The organism is Streptomyces sp. NPDC001530 (assembly GCF_042894545.1).
Classification (GTDB): Bacteria; Actinomycetota; Actinomycetes; order Streptomycetales; family Streptomycetaceae; genus Streptomyces.
Window position 1 is genome coordinate 159,235 of record NZ_JBIAVS010000017.1, and the last position, 14,861, is coordinate 174,095.

Here is a 14,861-nt window from a genome sequence, read left to right on the forward strand (position 1 = left end):
GGATGCCTAAAAGAGCGCGCTGTAGGCATTCAGCGCAGGCTGGCCGCCGAGGTGGGCGTAGAGCACGGTGGAGTCGCGCCCGATCTCCCCGCGCGCCACCAGATCCACCATCCCGGCCATCGACTTCCCCTCGTAGACGGGGTCGGTGACCATCCCCTCGGTGCGCGCCGCGAGCCGCATCGCCTCCAGCGTGGCCTCGTCCGGAATCCCGTACGTGCCCGCGTGATAGCGCTCGTCCAGCTCGACGTCCGCCTCGGTCAACTCCTTCTGTACGCCGATGAGTTGCCCCGTGCGGTGGGCGATCCGCGCGATCTGCTCACGGGTCCGGGCGGGCTCCGCCGACGCGTCGATGCCAAGGACGCGCCGCGGCCGCCCGCCCGCCTCCTCCAGCGCCGCGAACCCGGCGACCATGCCCGCCTGGGTCGACCCGGTCACGGAGCACACCACCACCGTGTCGAAGAAGACCCCCAACTCCCGCTCCTGCTCGGCTACTTCGTACGCCCAACCGGCGAACCCCAGGCCGCCCAGCGGATGGTCGGAGGCACCCGCGGGGATGGCGTACGGCTTGCCGCCCGCCTCCTCGACCTCCCGCAGCGCCTGTTCCCAGCTCTCCTTGAACCCGATCCCGAACCCGGCCCGTACGAGCCGGACGTCCGCGCCGGCGAGCCGGCTGATGAGGATGTTGCCGACCTTGTCGTACACGGAGTCGGGCCACTCCACCCAACTCTCCTGAATCAGCACGCACTTGAGCCCGGCGCGGGCGGCGCAAGCCGCGACCTGGCGGGTGTGGTTGGACTGCACTCCGCCGATCGAGACGAGCGTGTCGCAGCCCTGGGCGAGCGCGTCGGCGACGAGGTACTCCAGCTTGCGGGTCTTGTTCCCGCCGTACGCGACACCGGAGTTGCAGTCCTCCCGCTTGGCCCACAGGGCGACGCCGCCGAGGTGCCCGGTCAGCCGCTCCAGCGGGTGCACAGGAGAGGGCCCGAAGAGCAGGGGATAACGGGCGTACGAGGAAAGGGACATGGTTCCTCCCGGATCAGGGAACGTCGGCGAGCTCCTCCAGAGCGCGCCAGATCTCCGCCGTGACACGGACCGCCTCGTCCACGTCACCGTCCGCGCAGGCCTCGATCAGCTGCTCGTGCAGCCCGGCCGAACGGCAGTTGCCGCCCTCCCCGAAGCGCCGTCGCTCCAGTCGGCGGATGAGCGGGGTGTAACGGGCGACGGTGGCGGCGGCGGCACGGTTGCCGCTCACCCGGACCAGGACGTCGTGCAGCTCGTCGTCGGCGTGCAGGGCGGCGTCCACGTCGCCGTCCCGTACGGCCGCGGCGAACCGCACGTTGGCCTCCCGCATGGCACCGACATGGTCCTCAAGAAGGCGAGGCACCGCCGCTCGCGTGACCAGTTCGTGCATGGCGCCGACCACGGCCGCCGCGTCCCGCACATCGGCGGCCACCACCGGCGTCACCCGGGTGTAGCTCTGCGGCTTGGACTCCAGGAGCCCCTCGTCGACCAGCCGTGAGAAGGCCTCGCGGACCGGCGCCCGGGACAGCCCGAGCCGTTCGGCCAGCTCGGCGTCCCGCACCACCGCGCCCGGCGCGATGTCGCCGGCCACGATGGCGTCCCGTATCGCCTCGTACGCGCGGTCCCTGAGCAGGGTCCGGCGCACGGGCCGTATCGCCTCCACAACTGAAATGTTAGATATCAGCACCGGACACGCACAAGAGTGCGGCCCGCACCGAAGTACGGGCCGCAGCCGAACTCACTCACGGGCTCCAGGGCCAGTCGGAGTACCGCTCACTTCCAGGGCCAGTCCGCGTCCCGCGCCGACTCGAGAAGGGGCACCATCCGGAAAGCCGCGTCCGAGAGCCCCCCGAACGTGTGCCTGTTGCCCTTCCCGGACGGGCCGTGGCCCGCGCGGTAACCGGCCAGGTTCCACGTGTAGACCGGTACGTGCGCCGGGACCTGCTCGGTCGGGTCGCCGTAGTGGCTGTACGTGGCCTGCTCGTCGGTGACGATGAGCACCCGGTCGTGCTTCTTGTAGTGCTTGCGGACCGCCTCGCTGGTGTTGGTGCCGCCGAGGTCGCCGAAGCGCTCCAGCACCTTGAGCACCGACTCGCCCTTGCGGAACTTCACGCGGTTGCTGCTGGTGCCGAACTCGACGAGATCCGCGTCCGCCGCCCGCAGCGCGAGCGCCGTGCCGAAGATCGCCGCCGCGTCCGCCCGGTTGAGCTCGGAGCGGTCGGACAGCCGCGAGTAGAACATCGAGCCGGACCGGTCGACGAGCACCAGCGTCCGCCCCGGCAGCGCGGGCACATTGGCCAGCGAGTGGCCGAGCGCCTGCTCCAGCAGGTACGACCAGCGCAGCGAGGGCGCGTGCTGGTACGCGGCGAGGTAGCGGAACGGGAACTGCCGCGAGCGCGCCACCTCCGCCGGGTCGCTGATCTTGGCGGCGACCTGGGCCGCCACCTCGTCGGAGACCCCCGCCTCGTCGAAGTTCCGCAGGTTCCGTACGAGCGCCATCGCGCCCATGGACGGGATGACGGCCTCCCAGGCCGCCTTGTCCATCGGGCCCTGCAGCCAGCCGGCCAGCGCCTCCCAGGTCATGCCCGCCTCCGCCAGGCGCTGCGCACCGTGCGCTCCGGTCACGACCTTGCGCCGCTTGGCGGGCCGCAGCGCCATCAGGTCACGGTGGGCCACGAGTACGGGCAGCGACTTGGGCACCACGGCCGTGTCCGGGTTGTGGCGCCGGTCCAGCGCGTACTGGAACAGGTCGCCCTGCCACGGCTTGTCGGGGTCCGGCGCCGCGTGCACCAGGTTGAGGATGTCGCCGAAGCGGTAGCCCTTGGACGCGGTGTCGTACTTCAGCAGCGCCTTGCCGTTGTAGAGCCGCCGTACGGCGTCGGCGATGCCCCGCTTGACGGGCTTCGGTACGTTGCGGCCGTACTGCGAGGTCCAGTACGCGAGCAGCTCGCCGGGCTCGTCCGGGCGGCGCAGTACGGAGGCGATGACCTGGCGGTTGGCCGGACCGTCGGTGGCGCCCGCGTCCAGACGTGCCTTCACGTACTCGGCGGCGCCCACGATCGAGGCCGTACGGAGGTTGCCCTCGCCGCGCAGCCAGCCGAGCAGGGCGGCCGTCCACGACGGGTCGGCGACGGCGAGCTCGCGCACGAGCTCGGCGAACCGGTCGTCGCGGGCCGCGCCGGTCTCGTAAAAGGTGTTCTGCGAAACGAAGTTGGCGATCGCGAGCAGGAAGAGCTCGGAGCGCGCGTCGCGCTCCTGGCCCCGGCCGCCCTCGTAGGTACGAAGGACACGGCCGGTCGAGGTGACCCGCGAAGTGGGCTGCGCCTTGGCCGCCTTGGTGTTGAATCGCGCCATGATGAATTCCCCCGAATTCGGCTACGACGATGACGTCGTGTTTCGGAGGGAGGCGCAGCAAATGGAGCGTGCCCGAGATCAGGAGTCGGCGACGGACTCAGCCAGATGCTCTACCCAATTGAGCTACACCGACCCGAAGTCGATGACGGGATTTGAACCCGCAGCCGTCCGATCCAATGAAGTAACCGTTGCCTGCGCACCGGGCACACACCATGTGCTGCGCCTCCCGAGATCAAATCGGCGGCGGCGTGGATTCTTTGAGAGAGAAGTAGCCGCAGCCTGCGCACCGGGAGGTGCATGAAGTTGTGGTGTCCAGAGTTCAGGTCGGCGGAACCGACGTAGGTGCTCTAACCCCTGAGCTACACCGGCGCGTTGTACCGGTGGCGGGACTCGAACCCGCGGCCGCCCCATTATCAGTGGAAGTAGGTCCTGCCTTCGCACCTGGACGTGCATTACTTTAGGAGGACGGCCGCGGGTCGAGCGAGCGAATTAATTCAGCCGCGCTGCTGGCGCTTCCAGGGGCCGGTGATGGCGAGCATGATGCCCGGCTCCTGGATGTTGGCGAAGAGGGTCGTGCCGTCGGGCGAGAAGGTGACGCCGGTGAACTCGCTGTACTCGGGCGCCGCTTCGGTGCCGTTGTTCAGCTCGTTGCGGGCGATCGGGTACGTACGGCCGCTGTCGGTGGCGCCGAACAGGTGCTGGATGCCTTCGCCGTCCTCGGCGATGACGAGGCCGCCGTACGGGGAGACGGTGATGTTGTCGGGGCCGTCGAAGGCGCCGTCGACCGACGGGTCGGGGTTCACGCCGATGAGGACCTTCAGCGTCAGGGTGCGGCGCTTGGGGTCGTAGAACCAGACGGCGCCGTCATGCTGCACGGGGCTCTCCTCACGGGCGAACGAGGAGACGATGTACGCGCCGCCGTCGCCCCACCACATGCCTTCGAGCTTGCGGGCGCGGGTGACCTGGCCGGCGGCGAACTGCTTGCGCACGGACGTGGTCTTGGCGTCGCGGTCCGGGACGTCGACCCAGTCGACGCCGTACACGGTGCCGATCTTGGTGGCGCGGGAGAGATCGTCGACGAACTGGCCGCCGGAGTCGAAGCACTTGAAGGCCTGGAGCGCGCCGGCGTCGTCGGCGAGGGTGGCGAGCTGTCCGTGGCCGTGCTCGAAGCCCTGCGGCGGGGTCCAGCGGTAGAGGAGGCCGTTGGGGCCGGAGGCGTCCTCGGTGAGGTAGAGGCGGCCGCGCTTGGGGTCGACGACGACAGCCTCGTGGGCGTAGCGGCCCAGGGCCTTGATGGGCTTGGGGTTCTGGTTGCGGCGGCGGTCCTCGGGGTCGACCTCGAAGACGTAGCCGTGGTCCTTGGTCATGCCGTTGACGCCGGCCTTGTCCTCGGTCTCCTCGCAGGTGAGCCAGGTGCCCCAAGGAGTGTTGCCGCCCGCGCAGTTGGTGGAGGTGCCCGCGATACCGACCCACTCGGCGACCTTGTCGCCCCGGACCTCGACGACCGTGCAGCCGCCGGACGCGGCCGGGTCGTAGACCAGGCCCTCGGTGAGGGGTACGGGGTACTTCCAGTTGGCGCGCGGGCCCCTGAGCTCGTGGTTGTTGACCAGGAGGGTGGCGCCGCGCGGGCCGCAGAAGGTGGACGTGCCGTCGTGGTTGGAGGGCGTGAACTCGCCGGACTCCAGCTTGGTCTTGCCGCTGTAGGTGATGACGCGGTACGAGAACCCGGCGGGCAGCGCGAGGATGCCGTTCGGGTCGGGGAGCAGCGGCCCGTAGCCGACACCGCCGTAACCGGCCGCCGACTCCTCGCCCGTGCTCTCGACGTCCGTCTCCGTGGACGCGAGGGCGTTCGGAGCGGTGGCGAGGGCCCCGACACTGCCGGCCAGGGCGACACCGGCACCGGTGATCGCGGATTTTCTGGCGAAGTCCCTGCGGGTGAGCGACATGGGTGTGTCTCCTGTGACGGTGGAGTGGGACTGTCGTGGGGGGCGGGTGGCGACCTCGGTTGCGGCCACACGGTCCCGCCCGTGCCTGAACGGGAGTTGAACACCCGGCGACTTCACCGGCCCCGCTTCCATGAATCCGTAAGGCCTCGCCCACAGGAATCACAAGTCCCTCCGGCCCGAGGAATGCGGCGGACGTATCTTCGTAAAGAAGGTCATCGGGCGCGGATCGGTCATCAACCCATGATTCAGCGCGGAACACCTTGACCGCCGATGTGCGCGGCAATAGACACCGCACTACCGCATCACCCGTGGGAGGCGAGCCGGGGTGGACGCACGTCGGGCGCGAAGCCTCCATGAGGGCCGGTTGTTGAAGCTGGCCCATGTGACGGGGGTCGGGACCGGGAGGGACGAGCGGACGGGCCAGGACGTGATCGTCGTCTTCGTGACCCGCAAGGTGCCCCGGGACCGGCTCCGGGACGAGGACGTGGTTCCGGACGAGCTCGACGGCGTTCCCGTACGGGTGCTCGCGATCGGCGAGGCCCGCGCGCAGGAGTAGTCGCGGCGGCCGGAACCCCGAGGTACACCGGGGAAGAGGTGGTCTGGCCGTGACGAGCCGGCCCGAGTTGATGCGAGGACCTACTGGCGGTCAGCTGAGCGACAGCTCGCGCCGGCAGGCACAGTCCGACTTCCTGCGGCGCGAGGCGCCGCTGGCGAACGTCGTCGGCTTCGGCCACGGCGTGAAGTGGTCCGACGGGCAGCCGACCGGCCAGGAGGCCGTGCTGGTGTTCGTGACCCAGAAGGTTCCCGAGTCGATGCTGCCGGAACGGGATGTGGTGCCGCGCCAGATGGACGACGGCACCCCCACCGACGTGATCGCGGTCGGCCATGTCGCCGCGCAGCGCCAGCAGCGCAGGGCGGGGGCGCGGGCCGAGGAGCGGCGCGGGGCGGTGTACGGCGCCGACGGCAGGGTGGAGGACCAACTCGCGCTGCTGTCACCGCCGTTGCTCGAGGAGTTCGGCGGTCCCGGGGCGTTCGAACCGCAGATCCTCAAGCGCCGTATGCGGCCGTGTCCTTCGGGGTTCTCGGTCGGCAACGTACGGGTGACGGCAGGCACGTTGGGGAGTGTCGTGTACGACTTCCTGCCGGGCGCGACGGTCGACCCGCCGGGCCCGGGGCTCGGCGTCCCCGCCAAGTTCTACATCCTGTCCAACAACCATGTGCTCGCCGACTCCAACCGGGCGCAGCTGGGCAGTCCGATCGTGCAGCCGGGTGTCTTCGACGGCGGCACGGATCCCGCCGACCGGATCGCGACGCTCGAGCGCTTCGTCACGATCCAGTTCGCGCCGCAGATCCCCCTGGAACGCCACAACAACGTGGTGGACTGCGCGCTCGGCTCGGTGGAGTTCCAGGACGCCACGCGCGAGCAGTACTTCAGCGGGGCGCCGCGGGCCTGGCGGCGCAAGGCCAATGGGGCGGTCGGCGACCTGGTGAAGAAGTCCGGGCGGACGACGAACATCAGCTTCGGGCGGATCATCGCGGTCGACGCGACGATCGACGTCAACTACGGCACGGCGGGGACGGCCCGGTTCAAGGACCAGATCCTCACCACGAACATCTCGGCGGGCGGCGACTCGGGTTCGCTGGTCATGTCCTTCGACAACGTCGCGGTGGGGCTGCTGTTCGCGGGGTCCTCCGTGGTGACCGTCGCCAATCACATCGAGAACGTGCGTGCCCTGCTGCGCGTCGAGGTCGCCGAGCAGCTCGCCTGACGCGGACTCAATTCCCGTACGGGAGGAGGACTTTCACCATGACCACACAGGCGCGCAGGCAGAAGGGCCGGGCCGGCGTCGAGCACCGCTTCCACAATCCGCAGGGTGCGGAGGTCAAGACGCGGGACGAGGCGTTCGCCGCACAGCAGGACGTGTCCGCCGAGGCGGTCTCCACGTCCGCGCAGCTGGAGCTGCACAACGGGGCGGTCACCTTCGCCATCGAGGTGAAATACAACCCCAACACCCACCCGCATGTGGTGACCGGCGGCCAGATCACCGCCGGCATCTGCGGCGCCCCCTGGGACATCACCGGCGGCTTCGTCGGCGAGACGATCCGCCTCGACGCCCAGCGCGCGGGCCAGGGCTCCTGCGCCACCACCCTCACCATCGTCGGCGAATACCAGAACCCACCGGCATACCGCGGCACCTACGGCTTCAACGGCGCGACGTCGTCGTTCAAGCACACGACGCGCTACCACTGCTGACGTGGGGTCCCCGCGCCCCATAGGGGCGCGGGGCTGTGACATATGCGGCTCCGCCGCGTGGGCGCGACCAGCCACACACGAGCCCAGTCGCCGTCCGGCTGAGTGGACCGAGCCCGCAGGCGCTCAGAAGCCACGCCCCGCGCTCACCCCCCTTGCTGCGACCGTGCCTTGAACGCCGCCTTGCGGGCCTGCTTGGCGACCTTCTTGTCGGGGTGGAGGCGTCCCATGGCTTCCAGGACGTCGGGGGTGGCCGGGTGGTCGACGCGCCAGGCGGTGGCGAAGAAGCCGCTGTGCTGCTGGGCCAGGCCCTCCACGAGGGCTTGGAGCTCGACGGAGTTGCCCTCGGCGGCGAGCTGCGCGGCCACCGTGTCGATGGTGAGCCAGAAGACCATCGCCTCGGAGGGAGCGGGCACGTCGGACGCGCCGTGCTCGGAGAGCCAGACGCGGGCGAGTCCGCCCAGCTCCGCGTCGTCGAGGACTTCGCGCAGCGCGGGCTCGACCTCCAGGCCGACGAGGGAGAGCGCCTGCTGACAGCGCAGGCGGCGCAGCGGAGCCCCGGCATCGCCACCGCGCGCCGCGGCGAGCAACTCCCGTGCGGCGGGGAGGGGTTCACGCCGGGCGAGCCACTGCTCGGTCTCGGCCTGGGCCGCGGCCGGAGGGAACCCGGAGGTGCCGTCCAGCAGCGCGTCCGCCCCCTTGTCCGCCAGGTCACCCACCGCGGGAGCGGACACGCCGGCTTCGAGGAGGCGCGTCCGGATCCCGTACAGGCCGAGCGGAGTGAGCCGCACCATCCCGTACCGCGAGACGTCCGTGTCGTCGACGGCCGCCGCCGGCTCCTCGTCGGCGTCCGCCATCAACGCCTCGTCGACCGGCTGGAAGTCGACGAGCCCGACGGGTTCGAGCAGCCGGAACTGGTCGTCGAGCCGCATCATCGCGTCCGACACCTGCTCCAGGACGTCGTTGGTGGGCTCCCCCATGTCGTCGGGCACGATCATCGACGCGGCGAGCGCGGGCAGCGGCACCGGCCCTTCACCGGGCCCGCCCTCGCTCACGGTCAGCAGATACAGATTGCCGAGCACCCCGTCGAGGAACTCGGCCTCCGCCTCCGGATCCCAGTCGAGGGAGGTGAGGTCGATCTCGTCGCCCTCGCCCATCGCGCCGACGAGATCGTCCAGGTCGGGCACGCTGGCGTCGTCCAGCACCGTCTCCAGCGCGCCGAGCCACACGCCCAGCACGTCCTGCGGCCCGCCGGAGGTGAGCAGCGAGAGGTCCTCGCCCGCGGCGACGGTGCCCTCCTCCTCGTCCACGATCTCCACGAGCCCGGTGTCGAGGGCCACCCGCCAGGCCTCACTGGCGAAGGCGGCCGCGTCGTCACCGGACAGCCCGAGCTCAAGGGCGGCCTGCGGCAGCTGTTCCTCGACAAGTTCGCCCCCCGCGCCGACGCGCGTGTCCGGACCCGCCCAGCGGGCCAGCCGCGCGGCGCGGGAGAGCAGCGGTGTGGCGAGCGCGTCCCGCGCCAGTTCCGCTTCGGAGTGCAACCGCACCGGCGGCAGGGGGGAGCTGTCTGACATCGGCTCGTTCTCCTAGGACGCCTCGAAGGCCGTACGACCACCTGGATGCCGTACGACCGCCCGAAAGCACCGTACGGCGTGCCGCACGACCGCCGGATGGCTGTCGTACGACTCAGCCGCTCAGCCTAGACGGATTTCCACCCATGCCGCCCGGTTCATGTCCCTGACAGCAGCCATACACCCCCGAAACCTTGACAACTCCCCTGCCCACACACGAGATTGACGCGCGTAGAAGTTGAACGGCACTCTGCTCACCGGCCTCTACGCGCGTCACTGGCCCGCACGCAGGTCGCGCTCCCCCCACTGCTCCACCCTCGTCCCGGCGCTCACGCACGTCCCCGGAGGGATTCCCTTGCCGAGCAAGAGAACCGCGCGCATAGGCGCGCTGACCGTCGCCGCGGTCTGTTCCACCCTTTCCGCCGTGGTGCTCACCACACCCGCCCACGCGGACACCGTCCACATCCACGACATCCAGGGCACCACCCGGACCTCCCCGCTCGCGGGCACGAAGGTCACGGACGTGGCGGGCATCGTCACCGGTGTGCGGACCTACGGTTCGTCGAAGGGCTTCTGGTTCCAGGACCCGAACGCGGACGACAACCCGGCCACCAGTGAGGGCGTCTTCGTCTTCACCAGCTCCGCCCCGAAGGTCGCCGTCGGTGACTCGGTCACGGTGTCGGGCACGGTCTCGGAGTACGTTCCGGGCGGCGCCTCCTCCGGCAACCAGTCGCTCACCGAGATCACCAAGCCGACGGTGACCGTGGTCTCCAGCGGCAACGCCGTCCCGGCCGCGACGGTCGTCGACGCCGACTCCGTACCGGAGGACTACACCCCGGCGGGCGACACCGCCGCGGGCGGTTCGATCAACGGCCTGACCCTGGAGCCGTCGACGTACGCGCTGGACTACTACGAGTCCCTCGAGGGCATGAACGTCCAGGTCGAGGACGCCCGCGTGGTCACGGCCACCGACCCGTACAGCGAGCTGTGGGTCACTGTGAAGCCGCACGAGCACGCCAACCGCCGCGGCGGCTCGGTGTACGGCTCGTACACCTCGCAGAACACCGGCCGGATCCAGATCCAGTCCCTCGGCTCGACCGCGGACTTCCCGGTCGCGAACGTGGGCGACGAGCTCACGGGCACCACCGCGGGCCCGCTCGACTTCAACCAGTACGGCGGCTACACCCTCGTGGCCAGCCGGCTGGGCACCCTGGAGAAGGGCGGCCTGGAGCGCGAGACGACGCGGAAGCAGTCGCGCGGCGAGCTGGCGGTGGCGACGTACAACGTCGAGAACCTGGACCCGGGCGACGCCACCTTCGACGCCCACGCGTCCGCGATCGTGAACAACCTGCAGTCGCCCGACATCGTGTCCCTGGAGGAGATCCAGGACAACAACGGTGCGACGGACGACGGCACGGTCGCCGCCGACCAGACGGTGCGGAAGCTGATCGACGCGATCGTGGCCGCGGGCGGCCCGACGTACGACTGGCGCTCCATCGACCCGGTGAACGACAAGGACGGCGGCGAGCCCGGCGGCAACATCCGCCAGGTCTTCCTCTTCAACCCCGAGCGGGTCTCGTTCACCGACCGCGCGGGCGGCGACTCGACGACCGCCGTGGGCGTCACGAAGGTCAACGGCAAGGCGCAGCTGACCGCGTCCCCCGGCCGTGTCGACCCGGCCAACGCGGCCTGGACCTCCAGCCGCAAGCCGCTCGCGGGCGAGTTCGTCTTCCGCGGCAAGACGGTCTTCGTGATCGCCAACCACCTCAACTCCAAGGGCGGCGACCAGGGGCTGACCTCGCAGTACCAGCCGCCGGTGCGCAGCTCGGAGATCCAGCGGCACGCCCAGGCGACCGCGGTGAACTCCTTCGTGAACGAGATCCTGAAGACGCAGAAGAACGCCGACGTCATCACCCTCGGCGACATCAACGACTTCGACTTCTCGGACACCACCAAGATCCTGGAGGGCGACGGCGAGCTCTGGTCGGCGATCAAGTCGCTGCCGAAGAGCGAGCGTTACACCTACGACTACCAGGGCAACAGCCAGGTCCTGGACCAGATCCTGGTCAGCCCCTCGATCCGCAGGGGCTGCGACTTCGATTACGACAGCGTGCACATCAACTCGGAGTTCTCCGACCAGATCAGCGACCACGACCCGCAGGTGCTGCGGTTCCGGCCGTAACCCTGCGCAGCGAAGAGCCCGGCCCCGTCGTCCGGGGGGCCGGGCTCTTCCCATGGCCGCCTTGCCGCCGCTAGGCGCTGAACAGGCCGTTCAGCCAGCCCTGCCAAGCGGTCTCGTTCCGCTTCGCGTCGGCGTCGGCCGCGAAGTCGTGGACGCTGATGCCGACCGGGGCGCCCCAGTGGTTGCGCCCGAAGAAGCGGATGAGGGCGTTGTCGGTGCGCAGTCCGATGAAATACGGGTTGCGGTAGTCGATCAGGGCGTCGAGGACCTGCCCCTCGGGCCCCTGGGCCTGGACCCGCGCTCCCTCAGCGGTGTCGTCCGCGAGGCCGAGCGCCCGCCCGACGGCGGTGAAGGCGTCGGACGTCACAGACGCCCCGGGTCCGTCGAACGTCGAGAAGGCGACGGGGCGGCCCGCGAAGTGGGTCAGGTACTCGCGCAGGGTGTGCAGATAGAAGTCCGTGTGCTTGCTCGCGCCGTCGTACTGGTTGTCCCAGTCCTCGACGAAGATCCCGCTGTGCACGTAGCGCACCCAGGACCGGCGGCCGTCGTCGCGCGGCTCGATGGTCTCGTCGATCTGGTTGCGGGTCTGCTGGGAGATGCCCTCGACGTCCTCGACCAGGCTGGTGAGGCGATGCGGCGGGTCCCAGTTGGTGAGCGTGGAGCCGAAGGGCCCCGCGCCGCCCTGGCGTGGCTCGAACTCCATCGGCCACAGCCAGCCGCCGATGCCGCTGGTGATCGCGTCCCACACCTCCTGCGGCGTGGCGTCGACCTCGAACTCACGGGCGATCTCGAATTCCTTGGACATGGTGGTGGCTCCTGAGTGATCAGTGGGCGGCTTCTACGGCTTCGGGGGCCGCTACGGCTTCGGGTTTGACCGTGGGGTGGACGGCGACGACGATCCGGTGCGGGCGGCCGCCCTCCGCGTCCCCGTCGTGGTACTTGCGGATCAGCGCACCGACCCCGGCCGTCAGCTCCTCGATGAACGCGGCCCGGTCGGCGGCGGAGGCGAAGGTTACCTCGCCGTCGAGCGCGTAGGTCGCGAGCCGCTTGCGGGCCTTCGTCGCGCCGGTGATCAGCGCACCGACGTCCCGTACGAGCCGGGCGCCGAGCGCGAGCAGCCAGCGGGCGGACAGCTGGTCCCGGAAGCGGTCGGGGTCGGGCTGTACGGCGGCCAGCGCGAGCGGCGAGATCACGTACGACGCGGCGGTCGCGCGCATCAGCCGCTCGGTGACATTGCCCTTGCGGCGCTCGCCCGCGAGCTCGACCAGGCCGTGCCGCTCCAGCGCCTTCAGGTGGTAGTTCACCTTCTGCCGGGGCAGGCCGACCTTGCCGGCCAGCATGGCGGCCGACGCGGGCCCGGCGGCCAGCTCGGCCAGCAGCCGGGCCCGTATGGGGTCCAGTGAGACGGCGGCGGCCTCTGCGTCCTCGATCACGGTCACGTCCAACATGACTCCACCGTCCCACCGAAAACTTTTTTTGTCCAGACGGTTGGAGTTGTCGGACGGGAAGCGCAAGGAGTCCCTCAGGGCACCAGCCCGAGCGCATACGTGTACCGACTCCCCTTGAACCCCGTCAGCCCCGATACGTCCGCACGCGCTCCCACGGCGGGGGGCCACCTTTCAACCTCGACCGTGATTCAGGTCAAGTACGCGCCGACCAGACCGTCACTTCGCCGGCTTCCCGCCCCCGTCGAAGCGTGCCAACTGGGTCTGGAACCAGTCGAGTCGGGCCTGCAGCAGGGCCGCCTCGGCGACCAGCTCGGACACGCCGAGGTCGGCGGGCACGGGCACGACACCGCCGGCGGCCCGGACCCGTAGCCCCTCCCCCGCCAGCCGCGCGAAGGAGGCGAGCGACAGGGACGCACGACCGCGTACGCATCCCGCGCACGCCGCCGTCAGCGCGCGCCAACCCGGCCTGCCCCAGCCCGCGTCGGCGAGGGCCCCGGCCACGGCGCCGCACGCGCACGGGCCGACGGTCGCGGTCCGCACCCGCTGCCGGGCGTACCGGAAGCCCTGTTCGAAGCGGATGTAGGCGCCGAGGACGGAGACTTCGAGGAGGACGGCCGCCCGATGTTCGGCGGTACAGAGCATCGCCTCGGCGGCGGTGGAGTCGTGTACGCAGTGGTAGCCGCAGTCGCAGCGGCGGTGCGGCGCCCGGTGCCGTCGCCCGTAGACACAGCGCGCCTCGTCCAGCACTCCGTACGGCAGCGCGCCACCCAGCGATACGCCGGTGAACCCGGCCCGGGTGCCGTCCTGGGACAGCACCGGGTGGGCGATCTTGTATCCGGTCGGCGGCTCCGTCGGTCGTTCCTCGGGGAGCCGCAGCCTCATCGGCCGGCCGAGACCTCTTCGGGCACGGACGCCTCCAACTCCTCGACCGCCTCGGGGAGTTCCTCTTCTTCGGTGTGAGCCCGCTCTTCCGCAACTCCGGTGGCGAGTGCCTTGCCGAGCCTCATGACGCCTCCCGTGATCTGCCGCCGTCTTCCGCCTTCGCCATGGTGACCCATAACGGGCCGATTTGGCACTAGGGCCTCGCCTCGCAGAAGTTCGCACCTCGTAGCGTTCGTTACCCCTATCTCGTAGAAGAATTAAGTGGAGCTTCACGATCGGGGTGCCGACACTACTCCCATGAACACCACGACCTCACCCGACGCCACTCCCCCCTTCGGCCGCGCCCTCTGCGCCATGGTCACCCCCTTCACCGAGGCGGGCGCGCTCGATCTCGACGGGGCGCAGCGGCTGGCCGACCGGCTGGTGGCCGAGGGCTGTGACGGGCTGGTCCTGTCCGGCACGACGGGTGAGTCGCCGACCACGACGGACGCGGAGAAGGCCGCGCTGGTGCGGGCGGTGCGGGAGGCGGTCGGGGAGCGGGCGTCGATCGTGGCGGGGGTGGGGACGGCCGACACGCGACACACCGTGGAGCTGGCCCTGGAGGCCGAAAAGGCAGGCGCGGACGGGCTGTTGGTGGTCGCGCCGTACTACAGCAGGCCTCCGCAGGACGCGGTCGAGGCGCACTTCCGTGCGATCGCGGACGCCTCCGGGCTGCCGATCGCGCTGTACGACATCCCGGGACGCACCGGCACACGCATCGAGCCGGACACGATGATCCGGCTCGCCGAGCACCCGAGGATCGTGGCGGTCAAGGACTGCGCGTACGACCTGCTGGGCACCCAGAAGGTGCTGGCCCGCACGGAGTTGGCGTACTACGCGGGTTGCGACGAGTACGTCCTCGCGCTGTACGCGATCGGCGCGAGCGGGTACATCAGCACCGTCGCGAATGTGGTGCCCCGTCAGTTCCGGGCGATCCTGGACGCGTTCGACGCGGGGGACACCGCCGGGGCGGCCCGCCATCAGCGGCACGCCGTCCCCCTGGTCGAGTCGATGATGGGGGCGGGCCTGCCCGGCACGGTCACGGCCAAGGCGCTGCTCGGCGCGCTCGGGCTGCCCGCGGGTCCGGTCAGGCCGCCGCTGCGGCCCGCCGACCCGGCGAGGGTCGACGGGCTGCTGGCGGCGTACGAGCGGCTCGTGGCCGCCTGA

At 70.4% G+C, this 14,861-nt stretch carries 14 protein-coding genes; 5 read left to right on the top strand and 9 right to left on the bottom strand.

The window, feature by feature from the left end:
* Window positions 1-6: 6 nt before the first annotated feature.
* From ACFY0T_RS32725 to ACFY0T_RS32740, 4 genes are all read right to left on the bottom strand, one after another.
* Window positions 7-1,023: a 1-aminocyclopropane-1-carboxylate deaminase gene (locus ACFY0T_RS32725; protein WP_388878628.1), complete on the bottom strand. Its 1,017-nt coding sequence runs from the start codon at window positions 1,021-1,023 to the stop codon at window positions 7-9.
* Window positions 1,024-1,036: 13 nt separating this feature from the next.
* Complete coding sequence (locus ACFY0T_RS32730; RefSeq protein ID WP_388878631.1) at window positions 1,037-1,684, bottom strand: GntR family transcriptional regulator; 648 nt, start codon at window positions 1,682-1,684, stop codon at window positions 1,037-1,039.
* Window positions 1,685-1,794: 110 nt separating this feature from the next.
* A complete protein-coding gene (locus ACFY0T_RS32735; RefSeq protein WP_388878634.1) occupies window positions 1,795-3,375 on the bottom strand; it encodes a TROVE domain-containing protein in 1,581 nt (526 codons plus the stop codon).
* A gap of 494 nt (window positions 3,376-3,869) precedes the next feature.
* Window positions 3,870-5,321: an alkaline phosphatase PhoX gene (locus ACFY0T_RS32740; RefSeq protein WP_388878637.1), complete on the bottom strand. Its 1,452-nt coding sequence runs from the start codon at window positions 5,319-5,321 to the stop codon at window positions 3,870-3,872.
* Window positions 5,322-5,703: 382 nt separating this feature from the next.
* Here ACFY0T_RS32740 and ACFY0T_RS32745 point away from each other — a divergent pair, with 382 nt between their 5' ends.
* Genes ACFY0T_RS32745 through ACFY0T_RS32755 form a run of 3 tightly spaced genes read left to right on the top strand, consistent with a single transcriptional unit; the run spans window position 5,704 to window position 7,575 of the window.
* On the top strand, window positions 5,704-5,877 hold the full coding sequence (locus tag ACFY0T_RS32745) for a hypothetical protein (protein ID WP_388878640.1): 174 nt from the start codon (window positions 5,704-5,706) through the stop codon (window positions 5,875-5,877).
* Window positions 5,878-5,926: 49 nt separating this feature from the next.
* The gene (locus ACFY0T_RS32750) at window positions 5,927-7,090 is read left to right on the top strand and encodes a hypothetical protein (protein WP_388878643.1); all 1,164 of its coding nucleotides are present in this window, start codon (window positions 5,927-5,929) and stop codon (window positions 7,088-7,090) included.
* A 38-nt stretch (window positions 7,091-7,128) separates the two neighbouring features.
* Window positions 7,129-7,575 carry a hypothetical protein gene (locus ACFY0T_RS32755; protein ID WP_388878646.1) on the top strand — a complete coding sequence of 149 codons (447 nt, stop codon included), beginning with the start codon at window positions 7,129-7,131 and terminating at the stop codon, window positions 7,573-7,575.
* A 143-nt stretch (window positions 7,576-7,718) separates the two neighbouring features.
* Here ACFY0T_RS32755 and ACFY0T_RS32760 read toward each other — a convergent pair whose 3' ends face one another.
* Window positions 7,719-9,146 (bottom strand): hypothetical protein, encoded by a 1,428-nt coding sequence (locus ACFY0T_RS32760; protein WP_388878648.1) that lies wholly within the window; start codon window positions 9,144-9,146, stop codon window positions 7,719-7,721.
* Window positions 9,147-9,498: 352 nt separating this feature from the next.
* On the opposite strand from ACFY0T_RS32760, the gene ACFY0T_RS32765 reads away from it, so the two are divergent.
* Window positions 9,499-11,325: an endonuclease/exonuclease/phosphatase family protein gene (locus ACFY0T_RS32765; RefSeq protein ID WP_388878651.1), complete on the top strand. Its 1,827-nt coding sequence runs from the start codon at window positions 9,499-9,501 to the stop codon at window positions 11,323-11,325.
* A gap of 70 nt (window positions 11,326-11,395) precedes the next feature.
* Here the strand turns inward: ACFY0T_RS32765 and ACFY0T_RS32770 are convergent, their stop codons facing one another.
* From ACFY0T_RS32770 to ACFY0T_RS32785, 4 genes are all read right to left on the bottom strand, one after another.
* The gene (locus ACFY0T_RS32770; protein WP_388878654.1) at window positions 11,396-12,130 is read right to left on the bottom strand and encodes an SRPBCC domain-containing protein; all 735 of its coding nucleotides are present in this window, start codon (window positions 12,128-12,130) and stop codon (window positions 11,396-11,398) included.
* A 19-nt stretch (window positions 12,131-12,149) separates the two neighbouring features.
* Complete coding sequence (locus ACFY0T_RS32775; RefSeq protein ID WP_388878657.1) at window positions 12,150-12,773, bottom strand: ArsR/SmtB family transcription factor; 624 nt, start codon at window positions 12,771-12,773, stop codon at window positions 12,150-12,152.
* Between the two features lie 216 nt (window positions 12,774-12,989).
* Complete coding sequence (locus ACFY0T_RS32780) at window positions 12,990-13,655, bottom strand: hypothetical protein (RefSeq protein WP_388878660.1); 666 nt, start codon at window positions 13,653-13,655, stop codon at window positions 12,990-12,992.
* Window positions 13,652-13,780: a hypothetical protein gene (locus ACFY0T_RS32785; protein WP_388878663.1), complete on the bottom strand. Its 129-nt coding sequence runs from the start codon at window positions 13,778-13,780 to the stop codon at window positions 13,652-13,654. The genes ACFY0T_RS32780 and ACFY0T_RS32785 overlap by 4 nt, the downstream gene beginning before the upstream one ends.
* A gap of 172 nt (window positions 13,781-13,952) precedes the next feature.
* Here ACFY0T_RS32785 and dapA point away from each other — a divergent pair, with 172 nt between their 5' ends.
* Window positions 13,953-14,861 carry a 4-hydroxy-tetrahydrodipicolinate synthase gene (dapA, locus tag ACFY0T_RS32790; protein WP_388878666.1) on the top strand — a complete coding sequence of 303 codons (909 nt, stop codon included), beginning with the start codon at window positions 13,953-13,955 and terminating at the stop codon, window positions 14,859-14,861.